19 protein-coding genes are annotated in these 20666 nt (G+C 28.6%); 5 read left to right on the forward strand and 14 right to left on the reverse strand.

The genetic code is table 11. From position 1 onward, the window contains the following. Positions 1 to 3: 3 nt before the first annotated feature. Complete coding sequence (gene thrC / locus ACLVEP_RS03140) at positions 4 to 1491, reverse strand: threonine synthase (RefSeq protein WP_412582755.1); 1488 nt, start codon at positions 1489 to 1491, stop codon at positions 4 to 6. 289 nt (positions 1492 to 1780) lie between these two features. Between thrC and ACLVEP_RS03145 the strand changes: the two genes are divergently transcribed. Further along, entirely contained in the window at positions 1781 to 2935 is a 1155-nt protein-coding gene (locus ACLVEP_RS03145; RefSeq protein WP_412582757.1) for a homoserine dehydrogenase, read from the forward strand. Positions 2936 to 2948: 13 nt separating this feature from the next. After that, positions 2949 to 3986 carry an aspartate-semialdehyde dehydrogenase gene (locus tag ACLVEP_RS03150; protein ID WP_412582759.1) on the forward strand — a complete coding sequence of 346 codons (1038 nt, stop codon included), beginning with the start codon at positions 2949 to 2951 and terminating at the stop codon, positions 3984 to 3986. A gap of 29 nt (positions 3987 to 4015) precedes the next feature. On the opposite strand, the gene ACLVEP_RS03155 is transcribed toward ACLVEP_RS03150, so the two are convergent. Continuing rightward, the gene (locus ACLVEP_RS03155; RefSeq protein WP_412582761.1) at positions 4016 to 4573 is read right to left on the reverse strand and encodes a sugar O-acetyltransferase; all 558 of its coding nucleotides are present in this window, start codon (positions 4571 to 4573) and stop codon (positions 4016 to 4018) included. Further along, entirely contained in the window at positions 4566 to 4808 is a 243-nt protein-coding gene (locus ACLVEP_RS03160; RefSeq protein WP_412582763.1) for a hypothetical protein, read from the reverse strand. Before ACLVEP_RS03160 ends, ACLVEP_RS03155 begins: the two co-directional genes overlap by 8 nt. Positions 4809 to 5113: 305 nt before the next feature. On the opposite strand from ACLVEP_RS03160, the gene ACLVEP_RS03165 reads away from it, so the two are divergent. From ACLVEP_RS03165 to ACLVEP_RS03175, 3 genes are read left to right on the forward strand one after another with little or no spacing between them, the layout of a single operon-like run. After that, positions 5114 to 5485 (forward strand): GntR family transcriptional regulator, encoded by a 372-nt coding sequence (locus ACLVEP_RS03165; RefSeq protein WP_412582765.1) that lies wholly within the window; start codon positions 5114 to 5116, stop codon positions 5483 to 5485. A 1-nt stretch (position 5486) separates the two neighbouring features. Then, positions 5487 to 6323 carry an ABC transporter ATP-binding protein gene (locus tag ACLVEP_RS03170; RefSeq protein WP_412582766.1) on the forward strand — a complete coding sequence of 279 codons (837 nt, stop codon included), beginning with the start codon at positions 5487 to 5489 and terminating at the stop codon, positions 6321 to 6323. A 1-nt stretch (position 6324) separates the two neighbouring features. After that, positions 6325 to 6987 (forward strand): ABC-2 transporter permease, encoded by a 663-nt coding sequence (locus ACLVEP_RS03175; RefSeq protein WP_022002691.1) that lies wholly within the window; start codon positions 6325 to 6327, stop codon positions 6985 to 6987. Between the two features lie 38 nt (positions 6988 to 7025). Here ACLVEP_RS03175 and ACLVEP_RS03180 read toward each other — a convergent pair whose 3' ends face one another. The 11 genes from ACLVEP_RS03180 to ACLVEP_RS03230 form a co-directional block, all read right to left on the reverse strand. Then, positions 7026 to 7706: a fructose-6-phosphate aldolase gene (locus ACLVEP_RS03180; RefSeq protein WP_318001240.1), complete on the reverse strand. Its 681-nt coding sequence runs from the start codon at positions 7704 to 7706 to the stop codon at positions 7026 to 7028. Between the two features lie 11 nt (positions 7707 to 7717). Continuing rightward, on the reverse strand, positions 7718 to 8644 hold the full coding sequence (locus tag ACLVEP_RS03185; protein WP_412582768.1) for a glycyl-radical enzyme activating protein: 927 nt from the start codon (positions 8642 to 8644) through the stop codon (positions 7718 to 7720). Next, on the reverse strand, positions 8607 to 10940 hold the full coding sequence (locus tag ACLVEP_RS03190; protein ID WP_412582769.1) for a glycyl radical protein: 2334 nt from the start codon (positions 10938 to 10940) through the stop codon (positions 8607 to 8609). The genes ACLVEP_RS03185 and ACLVEP_RS03190 overlap by 38 nt, the downstream gene beginning before the upstream one ends. A gap of 104 nt (positions 10941 to 11044) precedes the next feature. Then, positions 11045 to 11809: a DeoR/GlpR family DNA-binding transcription regulator gene (locus tag ACLVEP_RS03195; RefSeq protein WP_412582771.1), complete on the reverse strand. Its 765-nt coding sequence runs from the start codon at positions 11807 to 11809 to the stop codon at positions 11045 to 11047. 168 nt (positions 11810 to 11977) lie between these two features. Beyond that, positions 11978 to 13669 carry an ATP-binding protein gene (locus ACLVEP_RS03200; protein ID WP_412582773.1) on the reverse strand — a complete coding sequence of 564 codons (1692 nt, stop codon included), beginning with the start codon at positions 13667 to 13669 and terminating at the stop codon, positions 11978 to 11980. 2 nt (positions 13670 to 13671) lie between these two features. Then, positions 13672 to 14352 (reverse strand): response regulator transcription factor, encoded by a 681-nt coding sequence (locus ACLVEP_RS03205; protein ID WP_412582774.1) that lies wholly within the window; start codon positions 14350 to 14352, stop codon positions 13672 to 13674. A 116-nt stretch (positions 14353 to 14468) separates the two neighbouring features. Then, positions 14469 to 15632 (reverse strand): hypothetical protein, encoded by a 1164-nt coding sequence (locus tag ACLVEP_RS03210; RefSeq protein ID WP_412582776.1) that lies wholly within the window; start codon positions 15630 to 15632, stop codon positions 14469 to 14471. A gap of 25 nt (positions 15633 to 15657) precedes the next feature. Continuing rightward, a complete protein-coding gene (locus tag ACLVEP_RS03215; RefSeq protein ID WP_412582777.1) occupies positions 15658 to 16320 on the reverse strand; it encodes a LytR/AlgR family response regulator transcription factor in 663 nt (220 codons plus the stop codon). A gap of 94 nt (positions 16321 to 16414) precedes the next feature. After that, positions 16415 to 17083 (reverse strand): hypothetical protein, encoded by a 669-nt coding sequence (locus ACLVEP_RS03220; protein ID WP_412582779.1) that lies wholly within the window; start codon positions 17081 to 17083, stop codon positions 16415 to 16417. A 64-nt stretch (positions 17084 to 17147) separates the two neighbouring features. Then, positions 17148 to 19076: a penicillin-binding transpeptidase domain-containing protein gene (locus ACLVEP_RS03225; RefSeq protein ID WP_412582780.1), complete on the reverse strand. Its 1929-nt coding sequence runs from the start codon at positions 19074 to 19076 to the stop codon at positions 17148 to 17150. Positions 19077 to 19228: 152 nt separating this feature from the next. After that, the gene (locus tag ACLVEP_RS03230) at positions 19229 to 20611 is read right to left on the reverse strand and encodes an ISNCY family transposase (protein WP_412582851.1); all 1383 of its coding nucleotides are present in this window, start codon (positions 20609 to 20611) and stop codon (positions 19229 to 19231) included. Positions 20612 to 20666: the final 55 nt, after the last annotated feature.

The raw sequence follows: 20666 nt of genomic DNA on the forward strand, positions 1-20666 counted from the left end.
TCTTTAAAGTCCTTCCATTTCTGATTTAATAAAATTAATAATTTCTGTTTTATCAATATGTGTTTTATGTAGCACTTCTCTATCTTTAATTCCAACTAATGGTTTAGGTACTGCTACACCTGTTTTTTCATTTAATTTTTCAATTGCATCATAAACATCTAATTCTTCATTGAATAATGCTTTATAAACAGATTCAGGGAATTTATATGGTGATGCTGTTGAAAGTAAGATTGTTTTAGTTTGGTCTCCAGTTTCCTTTTGATATTGTTTTAAAACACCATAACCACATGCTGTATGTGTATCTAAAACATAACCATTATCTTCATAACAATCTTTAATTGTTTTTAAAACTTCTTCTTCTTCATTTAAATATCCTGCTTTAAATTGATCTTGAATACGTGCAAATGTTTCATCATCAACTTCATAAATACCATCTGCTTTTAATTTTTCCATGTATTCTTTAACCTTATCACCATCTTTTCCAGACATATACCATACAAGTCTTTCTAAGTTACTTGATACTAAAATATCCATTGCAGGTGCATTTGTTTTAAAGAATTCTCTATTTGCATCATATTTACCTGTTGTAAAGAAATCAGTTAAAATATTATTCTTATTAGATGCGGCAATAAATTTATTAACAGGAAGTCCCATATTTTTCGCAAACCATCCTGCTAAACAGTTTCCAAAGTTTCCACTAGGTACACAGAAGTTTACTTGATCTCCCATTTCAATTTCTTTATTTCTTACAAGTTCAAAATAACTATGGAAATAATAAACGATTTGTGGAATCAAACGTCCTACATTAATTGAGTTAGCTGAAGATAAGAAAACATGATGTTGATCACTTACTTCTTTTAACATTTTATCTCCAAACGCTACTTTTACAGCACTTTGAGCATCATCAAAGTTACCATGAATTCCAACTACTTTAACATTTTTTCCTTCTTGAGAAACCATTTGTTGTTGTTGAATCGCACTTACTCCATCTAATGGATAAAATACTTTAATACATGTTCCTTCAACATCTTTAAATCCTTCTAAAGCAGCTTTACCAGTATCACCACTTGTTGCTGCTAAAATCATGACTTCACGATCTTCTTTTAATTGTTTTAAAGATAAAGTCATTAAATGTGGTAATAAAGATAATGCCATATCTTTAAAAGCAGCTGTTTGTCCATGGAATAATTCAGCTACATAAACATCTCCTGCTTTTTTTACAGGAACAACAATTTCTGGAAATAAACCTTTTTCATATGCATTTAAACATGCTTGATGGATAAGTTCTTTACCATCTTCAGGAACAAAAGTTGAAATCACCTCTGTTGCTAAATCTACATAATTTAATTGAACTAATTTATTTAAATCTAATTTTTGAAAATCAAAATTAGGAACTAACAATCCCCCATCATCACCAATTCCTTGTACAATTGCTTGATAGAAATTGATTTGATTTTGATGATTACGCGTACTTACATATGTCTTATTCATCGCTATATCCTCCAATAATTGAATTTATTATATTGAATATTGTATACAAAGTCAACAATCCAAGATTTTATTATTAATATAATATAAGGAAAGAAAATATGAGAAAAAATTGACTACTGTATACAATCATGCTATTATATCAAAAAAGTAAAGAAAGCGAGGCTTAACTATGATAACCATTAAAACTATTATTGATGCATTTAAAAAATAAAGCTCAAGAATAATGGTTTGTTTATGTTAAGTTTTCAATAGACCATTTGGTCTATTTTTTATTATAAGGGGGACTATCATGAAAATAGGTGTTATTGGACTTGGTACTGTAGGATATGGGGTCGTTGAAATTCTTACAAATGAAAAAACACGTTTAGAAAAAGAAATGAAACAAGAAATTGTTGTTAAATACGGGTGTGGTCTTGAAGAAGTAGACTTACCTAAGGGAATTATTTATACAAAAGATTATCATGATGTTATTAATGATGAGGAAATTGATGTCGTTGTTGAACTTATTGGGGGAACAACAATTGCGAAAAACATTATCTTAGAAGCATTAAATAACAAAAAACATGTAGTTACAGCTAATAAAGCTTTATTAGCTCATTATGGAAAAGAAATTTTCCAAACTGCTAAAGCAAATGATGTACATATTTTCTATGAAGCTTCTGTAGGGGGAGGTATTCCTGTTCTAGCAAGTCAAAAAGAAAGTTTGATTGCAAATAACACCAAAGAAATTGTTGGTATTTTAAATGGAACAACAAACTTTATTTTAACTTTAATGGAAAATGAAAACCTTGATTTTGATGAAGCCTTATCAATTGCAGATGGTTTAGGATATGTTGAAGCTAATCCAGCTTTAGACTTAGATGGAATTGATGCAGCTCATAAAATTTGTATTTTAGCTCAAAATGGTTATCAAAAATTTGTTGACTTTGATCAAATTCAAGCTAGTGGTATCCGTAATGTCACTAAATTAGATATGGATTACGCTAAAAAATTAGGTTATCGTTTTAAAATGATTGCTCAAGCAAAACCTGTTAAAGATGGTTTAGGAATTGATGTTTCAGCAACACTTGTTAATTTAAATGAACTTGTAGCCAATGTTATGGATTCTTACAACGTTGTTGAAATCGATAACGATTATGTTAATAACATTATTTATTATGGTCGTGGTGCTGGACGTTATGTCACTGCTTCAGCTGTTGTCAGTGATATCATGAAAACACACCAAGTAGAAAGATGGTCACATGATTATGAAGATTGTAAACATGTTTATCCTATTTCTTCATCTCGCTATTATGTAAGAGCATCTAAACCTGTAGATATTCCTTATGAAACATACTATAGTGAAAAAGATGATCATATTTATATAACAGAAGAAATTGAATTGGCTGATTTAAAAAATAAATTAAATGATGAAAATGCTGTTATTTTCAAAGTAAGAGGATAAGGAGATTATAAAAATGAAAAAATTTAAAATTGCTATTGTTGGTGCTACTGGTGCCGTTGGTCGTGAAATGTTAAGATGTGTTTTCCAATTTAACTTTCCTTTTGAAAGTATTAAATTATTAGCTTCTGCAAGAAGTGCTGGAAAAGAAATCGAATTTGAAGGACATAAATTTGTTGTTGAAGAATTAACTGAAAATAGTTTTGAAGGTGTAGAAGTTGCTTTCTGGTCTGCTGGTGGAAGTATTTCAGAAAAATATATGAAATATGCTGTAGAAGCTGGATGTGTCAATATTGATAATACTTCACATTTTAGAATGGATCCTAATGTTCCTTTAGTTGTTCCTGAAGTAAATGGTGAAGCCTTAAAAGATCATCATGGAATTATTTCTTGTCCAAACTGTACAACAATTATGATGTGTAGTGCCCTTACAAGATTAAATGATGAATTTGATATTGAAAGAATCGTTGTTTCTACTTACCAAGCTGTATCTGGTGCTGGTGTTGCTGGTATGGAAGAACTTTATCGTCAAAGCCAAGAAGTTTTAGATGGTAAAGAACCTGTTGCTAAAACATTACCTTGTGCTGGTGATAAAAAACATTTTCCAATTGCTTTCAACTGTATTCCTCAAGTTGATAAATTTGATTTATCAAATGGATATAGTAAAGAAGAAATGAAAATGGTTAATGAAACTAAAAAAATCTTCAATAAAGATATTGAAGTCAATGCAACTTGTGTACGTGTTCCTGTTTTACGTGGACATAGTGAATCAATTTATATTGAAACTAAAAAACCAATCGTTATGGATAAAGTCTTTGAATTATTAGGAAATAGTACTGGTATTGATTTATGTGATGATTTAGCTAATCAAGTTTATCCAATGCCAACAAGCTTTATCGGTGATGAATTAACTCACGTTGGACGTGTAAGAAAAGATTTATATAAAGATAATGCTTTAAGTTTATGGATTACTGGTGACCAATTAATGAAAGGTGCTGCTTATAACTCTGTAGACATCGGGTTAAAAATGATTGAATTAGGTTTATTAAAATAAAAGGTAATGACCTCCATTGGAGGTCATTTTTATTGTTCAATTGTTTTAATGACTTTTGCTGGAACACCAGCAATTAAACTATTTGCTGGCATATCTTTGGTCACCACTGCTCCTGCAGCAATCACACACCCTGAACCAATGGTAACTCCTGGCATCACAGAAACATTAGCTCCAAACCAACAATTATCTCCTACCTTGATTGGTAAGGCTTTTTCTAATCCTTGATTTCTATTTGTATAATCTAATGGATGATTCGCTGTATAAAAACCACAAGAAGGTCCAATAAAAACATGATCACCTATTTCAATGGATGCCCCATCCATAAAATAGTTATTAATGTTCACAAAAACATTCTTTCCTAGTTTTATATTTTTTCCATAATCTGCTGTAAAAGGACTTAATAAAACAAGATTCTCTGGAAAATATCCTAAAATCTTTTCAATTATTTCATTTCTTTTTTCATCACTTGGTTTTAATTGATTTAATTCAAAGCATAAATCCTGACAAACTAATCTTTGATCTATGAGTTCTTGATCATTATTCGCATCATACCATAAATCTGCTTCCATCTTTTCTTTTTCAGTCATATTCAACACTCCTTTTACAACTATTATTATCTTTTAAATAAAATATCTCAACAAAAAATATAAAATTTACCACATACTTTTCATCGTCAGGAACAAATGCTTTTTCCATATCATATTTTTGAGACAGCTTGTTATAACATTCTTTACAAATTTGTGGTGCTACAATAGCTTCTCTAATTTCACCAGGAATTTCCCAACGCCCAAGCGCAACTTGATCTTCCTTTTCTTCAGACAATTTCCACAATGATCTTCATAAAGATACTCTATAGTTTCATATTTATTCCCATCACATCTACACGAACTATCAAGGCATGTATTAATAATTTTCTTGCAAGCATTTACGCTTATCTCAGATTTTTCAAACATGGTAACTGCTGTTTCTACAGCCTCATTCATTCCAATATGATTACTCATCACCTTCATCTTTCTTCTGCCTTATTTTATCATTGTTCTCTCACTATTTCATTGGCTGGATTGGCCAAACAGTTGACAAACTGTTTTATACTGTTATATACTGTTTGTAGATGAAGGAGGACTTATATGCGCATAATTATTAATCACTCATCTATGATTCCAATTTATGAACAAATTGTCGATCAGATAAAGAAACAAATCAATAACCACACTTTAAAAGAAAATGATGCTTTACCTTCTGTAAGAAGCCTTGCTAAAGAATTACAAATCAGTGCTCTTACCGTAAAAAAAGCCTATGACTTTTTAGAAAGCGAAGGTCTTACTAAAACAATTCATGGTAAAGGAACTTTTATTCTTGCTGTTAATGAAGAAACCCTTTTAGAAGAAGCACGTAAAGAGATTGAAAACCATCTAGAAAAAGCTATCCAAAAAGGAAAACAAGCTGATGTGAGTTATGAAGAAATTAAAGAAATGCTAGAACTATTAATGGAGGAGTAATATGTTAAAGGTTAATCATGTTCAAAAATCTTATTCACATTTTCATTTAGATTGTTCATTAGAAATAAAACCCGGATCCATTACGGGAATAATAGGAAAAAATGGTTCAGGAAAAACTACACTTTTTAAAGCCATTTTAAATCTCATTCATATCGATTCTGGTGATATTACACTTTTAGATAAAGATAATAAAAATGTTGATAAAAATAAAATTGGTTGTACACTAGCTAATATTTCTTTATGTGAATATCTTAAATTGAAAGATTTAATGAATCTTTTAAATAACACCTATAAAGATTTTGATTTAGATTACTTTCTACAAAAATGTAAACAATATCAATTTCCTTTAGATAAAAAAATCAATGAATTCTCTACCGGTATGAAAGCAAAACTCAATGTTTTAATTGCCTTATCACATCATGCCTCATTTCTTATTCTCGACGAACCAACAAATGGTTTAGATATTCTTGCTCGAGAAGAAATTATTGACTTAATTCGAGAATTTATGGAAGAAGATGAAAACCGTTCAGTTTTAATCAGTTCTCATATTTCTTCTGATTTAGAAGGTCTATGTGATGATATTTATATGATTGATAATGGAAAGTTTATATTTCATGAAACAACGGATTGTTTATTAGATCAATATGGTTTATTAAAATTAACAGAAGAACAATTTAATCAAGTAGATCATAATTACTTTATAAAGACGAGAAAAGAAAATTATGGTTATACTGCTTTAACGAATCAAAAACAATTCTATCAAGAAAACTATCCAGAAATTATTATTGAAAAGAATAATTTTGATACTTTATTTTCTATGATGTTAAGGGGTGAATAAAATGAAAGGACTATTTATTAAAGATTTTTCATATATCAAAGAAAGCAAATTACTCTTTCTCTTTCTTGTTTTATTTGGTTTTGGCTCTTCTTATTTCTATAAGAAACCCACCTTTGTTTTAGGTTATTTCAGTGTATTCCCAGGTATCATTTTAATGAGTACAATTAGTTATGATAGTATCAATCATGGCTTTACATCTTTATTTACTTTGCCTATAAAAAAAGAAGATTATCTTAAACAAAAATATAGCTTAGGTATTTTATTAGGATTACTTTTTCTATTCTTTGCGATTTGTATTTCAAGTATAGGTTACTATCGTATTCAACAATCATTTCATTTTCTAAATAGTGATTTTCTACAAGGTTGCCTACTCACACTTATGTTTTCTTATTTTGTGATTGCGATCATAACTCCCGTAGGAGTCTACTTTGAAGCTCAAAGAAGTCAACTTGCAATGATCATTGTTTTTGGTGGTATCTTCTTATTTGTAGCTCTAATTTATTTTCTAACAAAATTCATAGGTTTTGATTTAGAAACAATTATTGATTCACTTATAGAAAATCATTTATCTATGGTAACACTTGCAACTGTTATATTCACATTCATCTGTAATATAATTTCTTATCACATTAGTTTAAAACTTTTAAACAAAAAAGAATATTAAAAAATGCTCTGTTCAAATAAACATGAGCATTTCTTTTATTATAAATCACAAATACCTTTACCTTCTCCATAAACATCATACCAATCACTATTGAAATCATTCACTGCTTTTTCAATACTTGGATTCGCAAAGATTTGTTTTAAGACTTCTACTGGCGCTGTGATTGCTTGACTTCCATAATTGAAGGCATCTCTTACTTGTTGTACTCCTTTAAAGCTGGCTGCTAATATCTTACAATCATATCCATCTTGTACGATTCTATTTGACAATTCATTGATAAGTTCCATTGGATCATTTCCTAGGTTCCCTATTCTATTGACATAAGGTGCAATATAGTCTGCTCCTGCTGCTAAAGCCATATAGGCTTGCATCAAATCATAAACAGCTGTTGCTGTCACATTGACTCCTTCTGCTTTTAGTTTTTTGATAGCTTTGATTCCTTCATATGATACGGGTACTTTGATATAGACTTGATCATCGATTTCTTCTAGTATACGATGGGCTTCTTTAACGATTTCATCGCATTCTTTAGAAATCACTTGAATATGAAGACTTCTTTCTTTTCCTATGATTTCTCTGACTTCTTTCATATGTTTAAAGAAATCTTTAGGACTTGTTTTTTTCACAATTGAAGGATTACTTGTTACTCCTACAATTGGCATATATTCTACTGCTTCTTTTATATCTTCTAAGTTTACTGTATCAATTATAAATTCCATTTTCTTTTCTCCTATTCTTTTATTAAGTTTTTTATTCCTGCTTGTAAAGCAACATCATAAAAATGTTGCATTTGTTGCTTGGTAAACATTTGATATGATTCTAATCCGTATTTTAAATTCACAAGTTCATATTTAGCTGAAGCTAAAGGATTATAATTCAGCATCTCATATTTTACTTCTGGATTTATTTGAATTAAAAATTTTACGATTTGATGAATATTTTCATCCGTTGCACTCATTGTTGGAATCAGTGGTGTTCTAATGATCACTTTATCTTTATATTCACTTTGTAAAACATAACGAATATTTTCTTTAATAAGTTGTGGTGATACATTTGTACAGGCTTGATGTTTTTGCTCATCAAATATTTTTAAATCTATATAAACTAAATCTAAATAAGGCAATGCCTTTTTTATAAATTCTAATGATGTATAAAATGATGTTTCAATAGCTGTATGAATCTTTTCTTTCTGACATCTTTTTAAAATTTCAATAAGAAATTCACCTTGCATAAAGGGTTCTCCACCGGAAAATGTAACACCTCCTCCATGTTGAAAGAAAACTTCATCCTCTTTAATTTTATTCATTAATTTATCTAAAGTATACTCCTGACTATCATATTGAATAGCACCACTAGGACATGTTTTAATAACTTGATCAAAGTCTTGATGATTTTGAAAATATGGACGATCGTTTTGATAATTAATTTGTTCTTTGAATTGTTGACAACATCTACAATGAATACATTTATTTTTAAAATAGATGACTTGTCTTTGAGTGTTTAATCCTTCTGGATTTTGACACCATAGACAACGAAGTGGACACCCTTTAAAAAAAACTGTTGTTCTTAAACCACTCCCATCATGTATTGCAAATCTTTTAATATCAAAAATCAATGCTTTAGATATTTTCATAAGTTGTTCTTTCAATAATTTCATCTTGTAGCTTGCCAGCAAGTTCAACAAAGTATGCTGTATAACCAGCAACACGAATTGTCAACGATTGATGATTTTCAGGATGAACTTTAGCATCAAGCAAATCTTCTTTTCTAACAACATTAAATTGTATATGAGGTACTTTTAAATCCACAAAAGCACGTAAGAAATTTTCAAATTTCAAACAGCCTATTTCTGTTTTAAAAAATTCTGGTAAGAATTTCATATTTAAAAGGCCACCATTCGTCGTACATGAATTATTAAGTTTTGAAACAGATTTTAAAACCGCTGTTGGTCCTTGTTTATCTCTTCCATAAACAGGTGACATACCTCCATCAGCAAGTGGTTTTAAAGCATTTCTACCATCTAGTGATGCTCCTACATTTTCACCCATTGGAACATGTGCAGAAACAGTATACATTCCTGTATGATAAGGACCTCCTCGATAATTTGTATAACGTTTCATCTTTTCTCTAAAGTAACACGCCCATTGATTTCCAAGCTCATCGACCCATCTTACATCGTTTCCATATTTAGGCACTTTATTTAAAAGCATTGTTTGTATGATTTCATAGCCTTTAAAATCTTCTTGTAAAGCATTTAATAAATCATGTTGACTTATCATTTTATCATCATAAACAAGTTGTTTAATAGCTGCTAGAGAATCTGCAAGATTGGCTACTTGAATCATTTGAATACCTGATAGATTATATTTAGCTCCACCTTTAGTAACATCTAATCCTTTTTCTAAACAATCATCAATAACAGTAGATAGAAAAGCTGTTGGTAAATAATCTTGATGTGCTTTTTCTACAATCTTTTCTGCAGTCATCATTTTATCAATAAAATAATCAATTTGTTTTTGAAAAGCATTTTCTAAATCTTGATAAGTTTGATATGTTTCTAAACTTCCTAAATCAAGACCTATTTGTTGGTTTGTCAACAAGCATCTTCCATGATTAAGTGTTAGTTCTAATACCTTATTAAAATTAAACATTGCAGCATCAGACCATCCTAAATTGTTGCCATGTGTTGTCAGTTCAACACATCCAACAATAGCATAATTACGTGCATCTTTTTCTTCAATTCCTAAATCTTCAATCATTGGTTGAATAATAGCTTCATCATTGAAAAATTGTGGCATACCACTTCCAAGTGAAACAACTTTAATAGCAGCTTGCATTAATTCATGGCTAGAATTTTTATTAAGTCTTACAGATAAATTAGGTTGTGGTAATCCTAAATGTTCTTGAGCTTTTAAACAAAGTAAAGAAAGATCATTATATGTATCATTTCCCTTTTCGTCCACGCCTCCTATCGCAATATTAAATCCTATTGGAAATCCAGCAAAATACTTCGCACTATTTTGATTTCTTAAGTAAACAACTTGATTAAATTTCAACCACAAACATTCTAATATTTCTAAAGCTTCTTGTTTAGTAAGATTACCTTTTTCTATATCTCTTTGATAATAAGGATAAAGATATTGATCCATTCTCCCTGGTGAAAAAGAAGAAGCATTGGATTCCATATGTAATATCACAAATAAAAACCATAAAGATTGCACCGCTTCATGAAAAGTTTTTGGAGGTCTTTTAGAAAGATTCATGCAAATCTTTCCCACTTCTTTTAATGATTCGATTTTTTCCCTTTCAATCAAATCATGATATCTTTGCATAAAATGAACTGCCCCTTCTAATACAAGAATCGTACATTCATAAAATTCTTTTTGTTCATCTTTACAATTCTTTAATTTTTCTTTTGCTTTTTCCATTAAACCTTGAGGACCAAGTTTTAACCATAAAGCACTATCAGGACAAATATGACCTTGAGCATGATCTTTTTGATTAATTTTTACCACTTTACTTATTTCATTGATTTCTTTTCCATAAGTTCCTTTAATCGCATCTTCTAAAGATTTTCCTTTCCAATAAGGATAAATCTTTTCTCTAAATTCTTTAATATCTTCTTCTTTTACTAAAAATTGATCTTGTGGTCTTGTTGGTAATGTTTCAAATTCTTGGTTGATCCAAGAACATCCACTTTCAGGAAAAACCACACCATAACGTACACCTTTGGTACGATTTCCTACAATCAATTCTTCATCTTCTACAGAAATCTCTAATTCTTCTAATGCTGCTTTTAAAGATAAAGCTCTTTTTTTAGGAATAGATAAATCTTCATTTTCTTGATAAACACGTGTAATGATGCGTGCTTGTTCAATAGAAGCATAACGTTTACTACTTAACATCTTTTCTTTTAACTTAGAAATTCTTTTTGTTTGATATAAACAATTCATAACATGCCTCCTTTTATTGCTTTTTATTATTACAAGGTCATTATAAGTTATAAAACAATAGTATTCAATAATTGTTTTATTGATTTTACAAAAAAAAGAAATCACTAAATGATTTCTAATCCATACTCCATTATTTTTTCCTTAAAAGGACTTCCTAACTCTTGTTCACCAATATATCCCGTAAATTCACTTAAATGCCCAAAAACATAATTTCCATCCAAATTGAACTTTTCATTTTCTGCCACAAGATAACATTTTTTACTTGCTTCCATGACTTCTTTTTTTGTAAGACCATCTTCAACATCATATGTAGTTACTTTTCCATCATGAATATTCATTCCTACTGTACCGATAAAAGAAAGATCAAAACGATAATTGTGAATTTGTTCAATTGCAAGAGTACCTATAAAACCATCTTTAGCGCGATTAAAATGTCCTCCAATGAAAATAAGATTTACTTTATGTTCCCCTTGTCTAAATAATTGCATAATATCAATCATATTTGTAATAATTGTAAGTGATATATTTTTTTGATAAATACACTTGGCAAGTTCTAAATTCACTGTAGAGATTCCTAAAAAAATCACTGTATTTTCTTCAATCAATTCAACTGCTTTTTTCGCAATGATTTTCTTTTGTGATAAACGTACACTCATACGTTCATCTACATGATAGGCATGGAGATTCTTTCTTACTTGCATGGCTCCTCCATGAATACGTTTTAAAAGACCTTCTTTTTCTAGAGCCGTTAAGTCTTTACGTATGCAATCTTCTGTGACTTCAAAATCGTTTGCGAGTTCTTTAACTTTTACTTTTCCTTCTGTATTTAATCTTGCCAGTATTTGTTCATGTCTTTCTTGTTGAAGCATTTTTTCTACCTCTCTTTTATGACATTTTAACATATTCAAAATATCTTGAAAATGAGTAACAACACCCTTCAACTTGATAAAATATGCAAAAATACATTTTTTTACTTGATAAAATATGTAAAATTACACATTTTATCAAGTTATAACTCTTTTTCATAAAAATAAGGACTACAACGAGTCCTTATTTATTGGCAAGACAATCTTAAAGGTTGTTCCTTTACCTAATTCACTTTCTAAATGAATTGTTCCTTTATAATATTGAACAATGTGTTTTACAATTGCAAGTCCAAGACCTGTACCACCTGTTTCTTTATCACGTCCTGCATCGCATCTAAAGAAACGTTCAAAGACACGCCCTTGATCAATAAGTGAAATACCACGACCTGTATCACTTACTTCAATAATGTAGTCTTGATCAATAAGATAAGAATGAATATTTAAACTTCCTTTTTGTTTATTATATTTTACTGCATTATTGATCAGGTTATTCATTAATTGTTGGATGTGTTGATGATTTGCTAGATAAGTTTGTGATGTTAAATCACATTCTACTGTAATTTCTCTTTTTTCTATTTCTACTTTTAATGATTCTAAAATATCATCAACAATTGGTTGGAGATGAACAGGATGTTTAATGACTTCAATATCTTTGTTTTCAAGTCTTGAAATCATTAAAATATCACCTATCAATTGTGACATATGATCAACTTCTTTTTGTATTTTATCCAATGCTTGTTTTCTTACTTTAGGATCATCAATCATTCCTGCTTGTAATAATTCACTATAACCTCTAATGGATGTCATAGGTGTTTTAAGTTCATGAGAAACATTCGAAAAAAATTCTTGTCTCATTTTTGTAGCATTAACAGATTCAGTAATATTTACAAAGAGCAAAGTCACCCCATATTCCACTTTAGCAAGATGGCAATCATAGACTTCTTCATCTTTTTTTAGAGTAACAATTTTAGGTTCTACACCAATATTTTCTAATTGATCTATAATTTGGTGATCGAAGATAAAATCTTGGATAGGTTGATTCACTTCCATTTTATCACTAAAAAGTTGTTTAGCTTTTTTATTGACCATAAGTATTTCATAATTTGTATCTAATAAAATGAACCCTTCATTCATTTTATCAAGAATACTATTTATTTTTAATCTTTCATTTTTCAAAGTTTTTAGTGTCTTTCTTATTGTATCTGCTTGTTCTTTAAGTTTTGTCGCAATAACATTAAATTCATCATATTGATAATGATCAAAACTTAAATAACGATTATCATTGATTTTAGAAACCTCTTCACTAATTTCCTCTAATGGTTTAGTAAGTGTTCTAGAAAAACGATAAGAAAGAGCTAAAGCAACACATAATGATAAAGCAGCACTAATAAATAATGGTTCTAAAAGTGGTCCTATATTATCAAAGATACCATTATAAGGAATCGCAATACGAACTACATAACCACGATGATAATAAGCCACATACATCATATTCTTTTTAACTGTTGAAGAATAACGTGTCGCATAACCAAACTGATCACTTAAAGCTTCTTTAAATTCACTACGTCCACTATGATTTTCTTGAATCCCCTCTTTATCACTATCCGCTAAAACATTTCCTTCTTTATCAATAATTGTTAAACGCGTATCTTTTGTATAAGCTAAATCATTAAGTTTCTCTACTTGATTATCTAAAGGTTTTTGATAATCAATTTGATTTTCTACAAGCTTTACCGTATAGTACATATCTTTTCTTGTTGTTTGCATCATTTGATCTGATAAAATAACCATCGATACACTTGAGGAAAATAATAATGTCACAATTAAAACTGTCGCAAAATATTTAAATAACGCTTTATTCATTTTTATTTCACTTCCTCAACATAGCGGTATCCTACACCTCTAATAGTTTTAATATACTTACTTCCATCATCATCCAATTTAGCTCTTAAAGCTCGAATATGCACATCTAAAACCCTTGATTCACCAATAAAATCATACCCCCAAATATGATTTAAAATTTCGTCTCTTTCTACGACACGTGTATGATTTTCTACCAAATATAAAAGTAGTTGGTACTCTTTATTGGTAAGTTCCATGACTTGTCCATTATGCATCACTGTTCTTGTTTGTTTATCAATTTTTAAAGTTTGACTTTCAATAATCGGCGCTGCTTTAGGAGCATGTCTTCTAAGCAAAGAACGTACTCTAGCTTGTAACTCTAAAACACCAAATGGTTTGGTCATATAATCATCACTACCACTATCTAAACCATTGACTTTATCAATTTCTCGGTCCTTCGCACTTAAAATCAAAATAGGTAATTCTTGATCAGTTTCACGTATCTTTTTGATAGCATCAATTCCTGAAATGCCAGGTAACATTAAATCAAAAACAGCTAGATCCACTTGATCTGTTTTCATATTTTCTAAAGCATCTAAAGCATTTGAATATTGTTTAACATTATAACCTGCACTTGTTAAAGCTAAATCTATAATTTCTCTAATATTTTCATCATCTTCTACTACATATATACATTCTTTCATTATTTCCACATCCTTTACATTATCTTAACATAGCAAAAGAATTTTATGTTAAGTTTAGGTTAAAAGTTGATTAGAAATAAAAGAACTTATACAACATATTTGTATAAGTCTTTCTTCTATTTATCAAAAATTCTTCTTAGATGTGCATAATCATCAAAACAATCAATGTTGGTATCATCATTTATTTTATCAAAATTACTTTCTACGAATAAATCTAATTCAATATATGATTCATGTTCAATAAGTTTTATTTCTAAATAAGTCTTATTAGATTGTTCAAAGAAATTTGAGATAATATTTATTATTTTTGTACAATTATTTACATCTTTAAAAAAGAAATCATTTCCTATATTGATCAATGATTTTACTTTGGCATTATATTTAGAATTTATGAGAAAAATATAATCATTTAATAAAGTATCAAATATATAATTATTCGTCATAATATTTGTTTTATTATCTAATAAATCATAAAATTGTTCTATTTGATGTTTAGCATCTTCATACTTTTGATCATTTATATTATTTTCTATCAAAATCAATCCATATCTTAAAGAATGCTGTATTTTCATAACATTATCATGAAGATAATGCACTAAAGACTTATTTTTTTCTATGTATTCCAATTCTTTATTTTTTAACACATATTCTGTTTTTTCATTATAGAGTCGTGTCATATGTATAAATAAAATACATACCACAAAAAATAAAACTAGCAATAATAATAAAACCACATAGATATCATCAATAGTTATTTGCATATGTCCTATATCATTCAACAAAATAAAGTATATTCCAAAAATCAATACCATTGTAATTGTTAATAAATATTTATTTTTTTCAATAATTGTATCTTTTATTTTAGTTTTGAAATAATTCAATACAACAATAAGAACCAAGAAAATAATTCTTGCTAAAAAAATGATAGGTATTCTATACAGCTTTATAATATTTTCTATATTATAATTTGTTATTACTTTAAAGAAAAATAAAACTATAGTTGAAGTAAAAACAGATATCCATGTAAATAATATACAAGGAATAAAATTATAAAATTTAACTTCCTTTTTTACAATAGAAACAATTACAAAATTAGTAATTGCTAGTACATATGCCATCTCATTGCCAAACAAATCGTAAGTTTGCATAATTTCCATAACAAAGAAACTAATTATCGATGAAATCAAACAATATCTGTTTTTTTGTTCAACATCACAAAAAACACCTATGAAAATTGCGCCTAATAATACTTCTAAATAATCAAAAAATAAATACATCATTTTAATAAATACTCCTTATATTGTTTTAATACATCTTGTCGATATTTTTTCCAATCTTTAAAATAACTCCATTTCTCAATAATAACTCTTCTTTATAAATTTCTTTAACCCAAAATAAATTAACTGCATAGGATTTTTGAATTCTAATGATATTCGTAGAATTAATAAGTGACATCATTTTATTAAAAGTACTCGAATATTTATAATCATCAAATGGTGTATGAATCGTAATTTCATGTAAAAAGGATTCTAAATAAATGATATCTGATAATTGCATAGAGGTTTTTTTACCATTTAAATCAAAAGTAATAATTTTATGATTTTTATTAATATATTTTTGAATTAGAGTACATGCGATTTTCATATCTCTATCAAAATTATCTTTTCTAATAAAGTAAAAAGGTTGTACAATTAATGAATCAAAAATCATATCATTCATTGCTGAAACAAATATAATAATTGCATTAGAATTGTTCTCTCTAATTTTTTCAGCAATTTTGATGCCATTTTTTTCTTTTAAATCAATATCTAAAAAGAAAATATCCCCTTTTTCAAAATACTGAGCTTCAAAATTACTCGTTATACATTCTATCGAATAATCAAGAAAGATATCTTTAAAATTATCATAAACAATATCTTTTATCTTTTTTACAAAAGCTTGATCATCATCTACTATCTTTATTAACATTCATATTTCACTTCTTTCTAAATAAAGTTACGAAAAGAAGTATACCATATTATTATTTTTTATACTTATCTTTAATTTCTTTAACATAATGTATTTAATCATTGAATTCTACCATCTCATTAATACAATCATTCAATTCATTTTCTTTTTCTAAATGTTCTAAACAAATAATTCTATAATATAACTTCATAATATATCCTATGTCTTTTTGTTGACTTGTAACCTTCTTTGATAATTCAAGAGCTTCTTCAAATTCTTCATTTAAAATGAGATACATGATTTTAAAAAGTGGGTTTTTAACTTTATTATCCAATTGAGAATCATATAATTTTAAATATTCATCTTTTTTATTCAAATTATAATAATACTGTAATTTTATAGTATACCAATGTTTATTTTGCTTTTCATCAAAAATTCTTTTACTATTTTGTTCTACAAAATTTTGATATTCTTCTTTATAATTAGAAATTTCTAAAAGGAAAACATATATCGTTGTTAAGCTGTCATTAATGGATTTATTATGAATTTTATCTATCGCCTCTTTTACTGTAGATAAATTCTTTTCAATATACTTATTTGACAACAATAATTTTGGAATATTCATTATATAAATACGCATCACCATACCAAACAAAACAATTATAATCAATGCATAGATTACTACTCTTTCTAAATGATCAACATTCATAACAGCAATCAAAAAAGCCAATAAATAATAAACGAGTATAATGAATCGATAAGTAAAAACTATCTTATTCTTCATCATTTTTCCCTACTTAGAAAGATATAAATCTAGAGGTGTTTTTGTATGTTCAACAACATATCCACTACCTCCTCGATCTTTTACATCTTCGACCATTGTTGTTATTAAAAGAGGTTGTTTTTTCATCTATCGTCATGACTGTAAACCAACCAAGTTCTGTTCCTGTTGTATCACTTTGACTTTGTTTAATTTCTGCCGTTCCTGTTTTACCTGCAAGAATGACATTATCATGATAGATGGCATGTCCTGTTCCATTTTCATCCGCAATGGCATTAATAAGATCTTCTTTTATTGTTTTTGTTGTCTCTTTTGAAAAAACATTTTTAATCCATGTTTTTGTTTTTCCTTGAACGATATGTGGTTGATAGATTGATCCATTATTAACAAAAGCACTATAGATACTTGCAAGTTGTAGAGGATTCATCAGAATTTGTCCTTGTCCATAACCACTATCAGCAATTAATTGATCACTTACTTTTTGATTTTTATTGATATACTGACTTTTATTTAAAGCAAGTTCAAAAGGAATCTTTTCACCAATCTTTAAGTTTTTATAATATTTAAACAAATTATCTTTTCCAATAGTTAAGGCACTTCTTGCAAAATAAACATTATCAGAATACGTGATGGCATTCTTTAAATTATTAGGTGAAGGAGCATGTAATGTTGTCACATAATAATTGCCCCAACTTGAATCCTTTTGCCATTTATCTTTAGCACCTAAATCCTTATCTGGATCAATTGTCTTTGTTTCTAAACCAATAGCTGCTGTAATAGGCTTCATTGTTGATCCAGGGGTATAAGTTTGTTTATAACGACTCATTAAAGGTTGATTACTATCATTATTTAAAGCATTCCATTTATCTGTTGATAATCCTAAGACAAAATCATTATTTGAATAGGATGGTGTTGATACAAGAGCTAAGACTTCTCCTGTTTTTGGATTGAGAGCAACAGAAGCACTTTTATCATTTTGATATTCATTATAAAGACTTTGTTGTAAATCAATATCAATTGTTAAACGAATATCTTTACCATCTTTTGCTTCTTTTTGGGCAACTGTTTTAATGACATTATTATTTTCATCAACAATGACAATTTTTCCACCTACTTCTCCACGTAACTCTTTTTCATATGTTGCTTCAATACCACTTCTACCAATTATTGAATTACTTGTATAACCTTCATTTTTATGTTTTTTTAAGTCTTCTGAATTAACATTTTGGACATACCCAATGATATGAGATGTTATTTTATCATAAGGATAAACACGCATAGAAATCGTATTGATTTTAACACCTTTAATATTTAAAATTTCTTGTTGAATCAATTGATTTTTTACTTGTTCTGATACATTTTTAATAAGTACAAAAGAATCATCTTTGATCCAAGATGCACTCATTTTCTTTTGAATGGTTTCAACATCCGTTTCTAAATACTTAGCTATTTGTGCATAATCATTTTCACCATTCAATTTTCCTCTTACAAGACCAACAGAATAAGCATTTCCTTGTTTAGCTAAATATTTTCCATTTCTATCTAAAATATACCCTCTATAAGGTTGTGTCGTAATCACTTTTACTTTGTTCTTATCAGAAAACTCATCAAAAATAAGTTGCTTATTAAATTTAATTTGTTCATTTTTAATTTCAATCTTATTTTTATATTTAACTTTTCCAGCTACAGTATCCATCGATATTTGATATTGAACCATATTATCTTTTTCATCTATTACTTTTACCTGTATATTACTTGGATTTATTACATCATAGATTTCTTTATGCTTTTCAATAAAATATTTTTGTGTAGGAGTATAGACTGTCTTTTGATCTAACATTTGATACATTTGTTTATAATCTTTCTTTTTTAAAAGTTCAAAATATTCTGTAACAACTTGTTCATTACTTTTTCCATGATTAGAAACAAAAAATACCACTGTCATAAGCAGTACACAAACTATTGACCCAATTATAATATATCTTTTCTTGTTCATATGGTAATCCTCCCTAATTAATACAATTATATGTGATGATTAGCATTAATGATATATTTATTGCACAAGATGCTATTTATTTGCATGAAAAGCTTTTTTTAAACAATCATTTTGTGATGTGTCAAGCAAAAATGAAAATGTCTCAAAAAAAGTTAAACATTAGCACCAGAACGGTGCTTTTGTTTTTGAACATAATTGTTGTATGACTCTCTTTTCCAAGGGTGAGTCATTGGAGGAATATATTTTCTTTTAACTTTCTTTTCTTTTGTGTCAGGTTCATCATCGAATTCTTTTGAGAATCTTTCATATTCAGGAACTTCTTCCATAAGATATAAAGTATCAAGTATGTTTACATAGAGAGAGCCGTCAAAAGCTTCAATAACCATACAATCAGTTTTATTATTGAAATATCGTTTAGCTCCTTCATTGGACGTTGGTAAATAATATTTGTTTTTAAAACGAATACAATGAGCAGCATCAATCTTTCTAGGTGACAATACTGCAAGCATATGATTGATTTCTTCAATATCAGGTTGCTTCTCATATACTGATTTGGTAGTATTGAGTTGTAGAGCGAATTGATCATTGAATTTTTTTATGTAGGAGTTTAAGAATTTATTGGCATCCTCTATATTGGTGATACGAGCGTATTTGAGTTCGATAGGCAAACGAGACTGTAATGTTTGATTGAGTCTTTCAACTCTCCCTTTGGCTTGGGGTACGCTCGTAGTTTTTATATCAATTCCAAGATTATGACAGGCATAGGAAAACTGAGTGAAGGTATCTTCATCATCGAATGCTCTGTCTTTTCTTTTATATTCAAATACAGTACGCCTGTCAGTATAAAATAAAGCAGGAATGCCATGATTCGTTAATATTTGATAGAGAACATTGTAGTATCCTTTAAGGGTTTCCTGATAATCAAAGTAGGCACCAACGATTTTACCATCAGCATCATCGATAGCGACATGAAGATGCCAAAGCTCTTTATCAATCCAATGAAAAGAAGAGGCATCCATCTGAATCATTTCACCAACATATTTGGATCTAGGGCGTCTAGGATGAGCATCTTTTTCATCAATCAAAGCGATAGAGTTCTTGATATCGTTTTTAATCTTTTTAGATTTGGAATTCTTCATTTTGGATTTTAACTGTTGTTTTAATAGCTTCTTAGTACGTCTTCTAGCTTTAGGAGAAATAATATCTTCTTCTCTAAGCCACTTATTTAAAGTAGTATCACTGATTTTAATATTGAATTCTCTATGGACAATTTCACAGAAATGAGAGAAATTGGCGTTGGAATATTCATTGATATAAAAAGAGATAATTTTGTTTTTTATATCAAGAGGAATAGTAGTAGAAGGGACTCTGCCACGATTACCATGAATAAAAGCACTTTTACCCTCGGATTTATATTTAATGATGAGTCTGTTAACCGTTCTAACAGTACAATTCAATTTAGAAGCGGCACGTTTTTTATTGCCATCAGTTTCAACAAGTTTCTTAATGATTTTATATTTGTATTCTTCATTCATTCTTAATTCAACCTTTCTCATAATAACCTCCAATCATTGAGGTTATAGTTTAACA

Source organism: Faecalibacillus sp. (assembly GCF_047023275.1).
Lineage (GTDB): Bacteria > Bacillota_I > Bacilli_A > Erysipelotrichales > Coprobacillaceae > Faecalibacillus.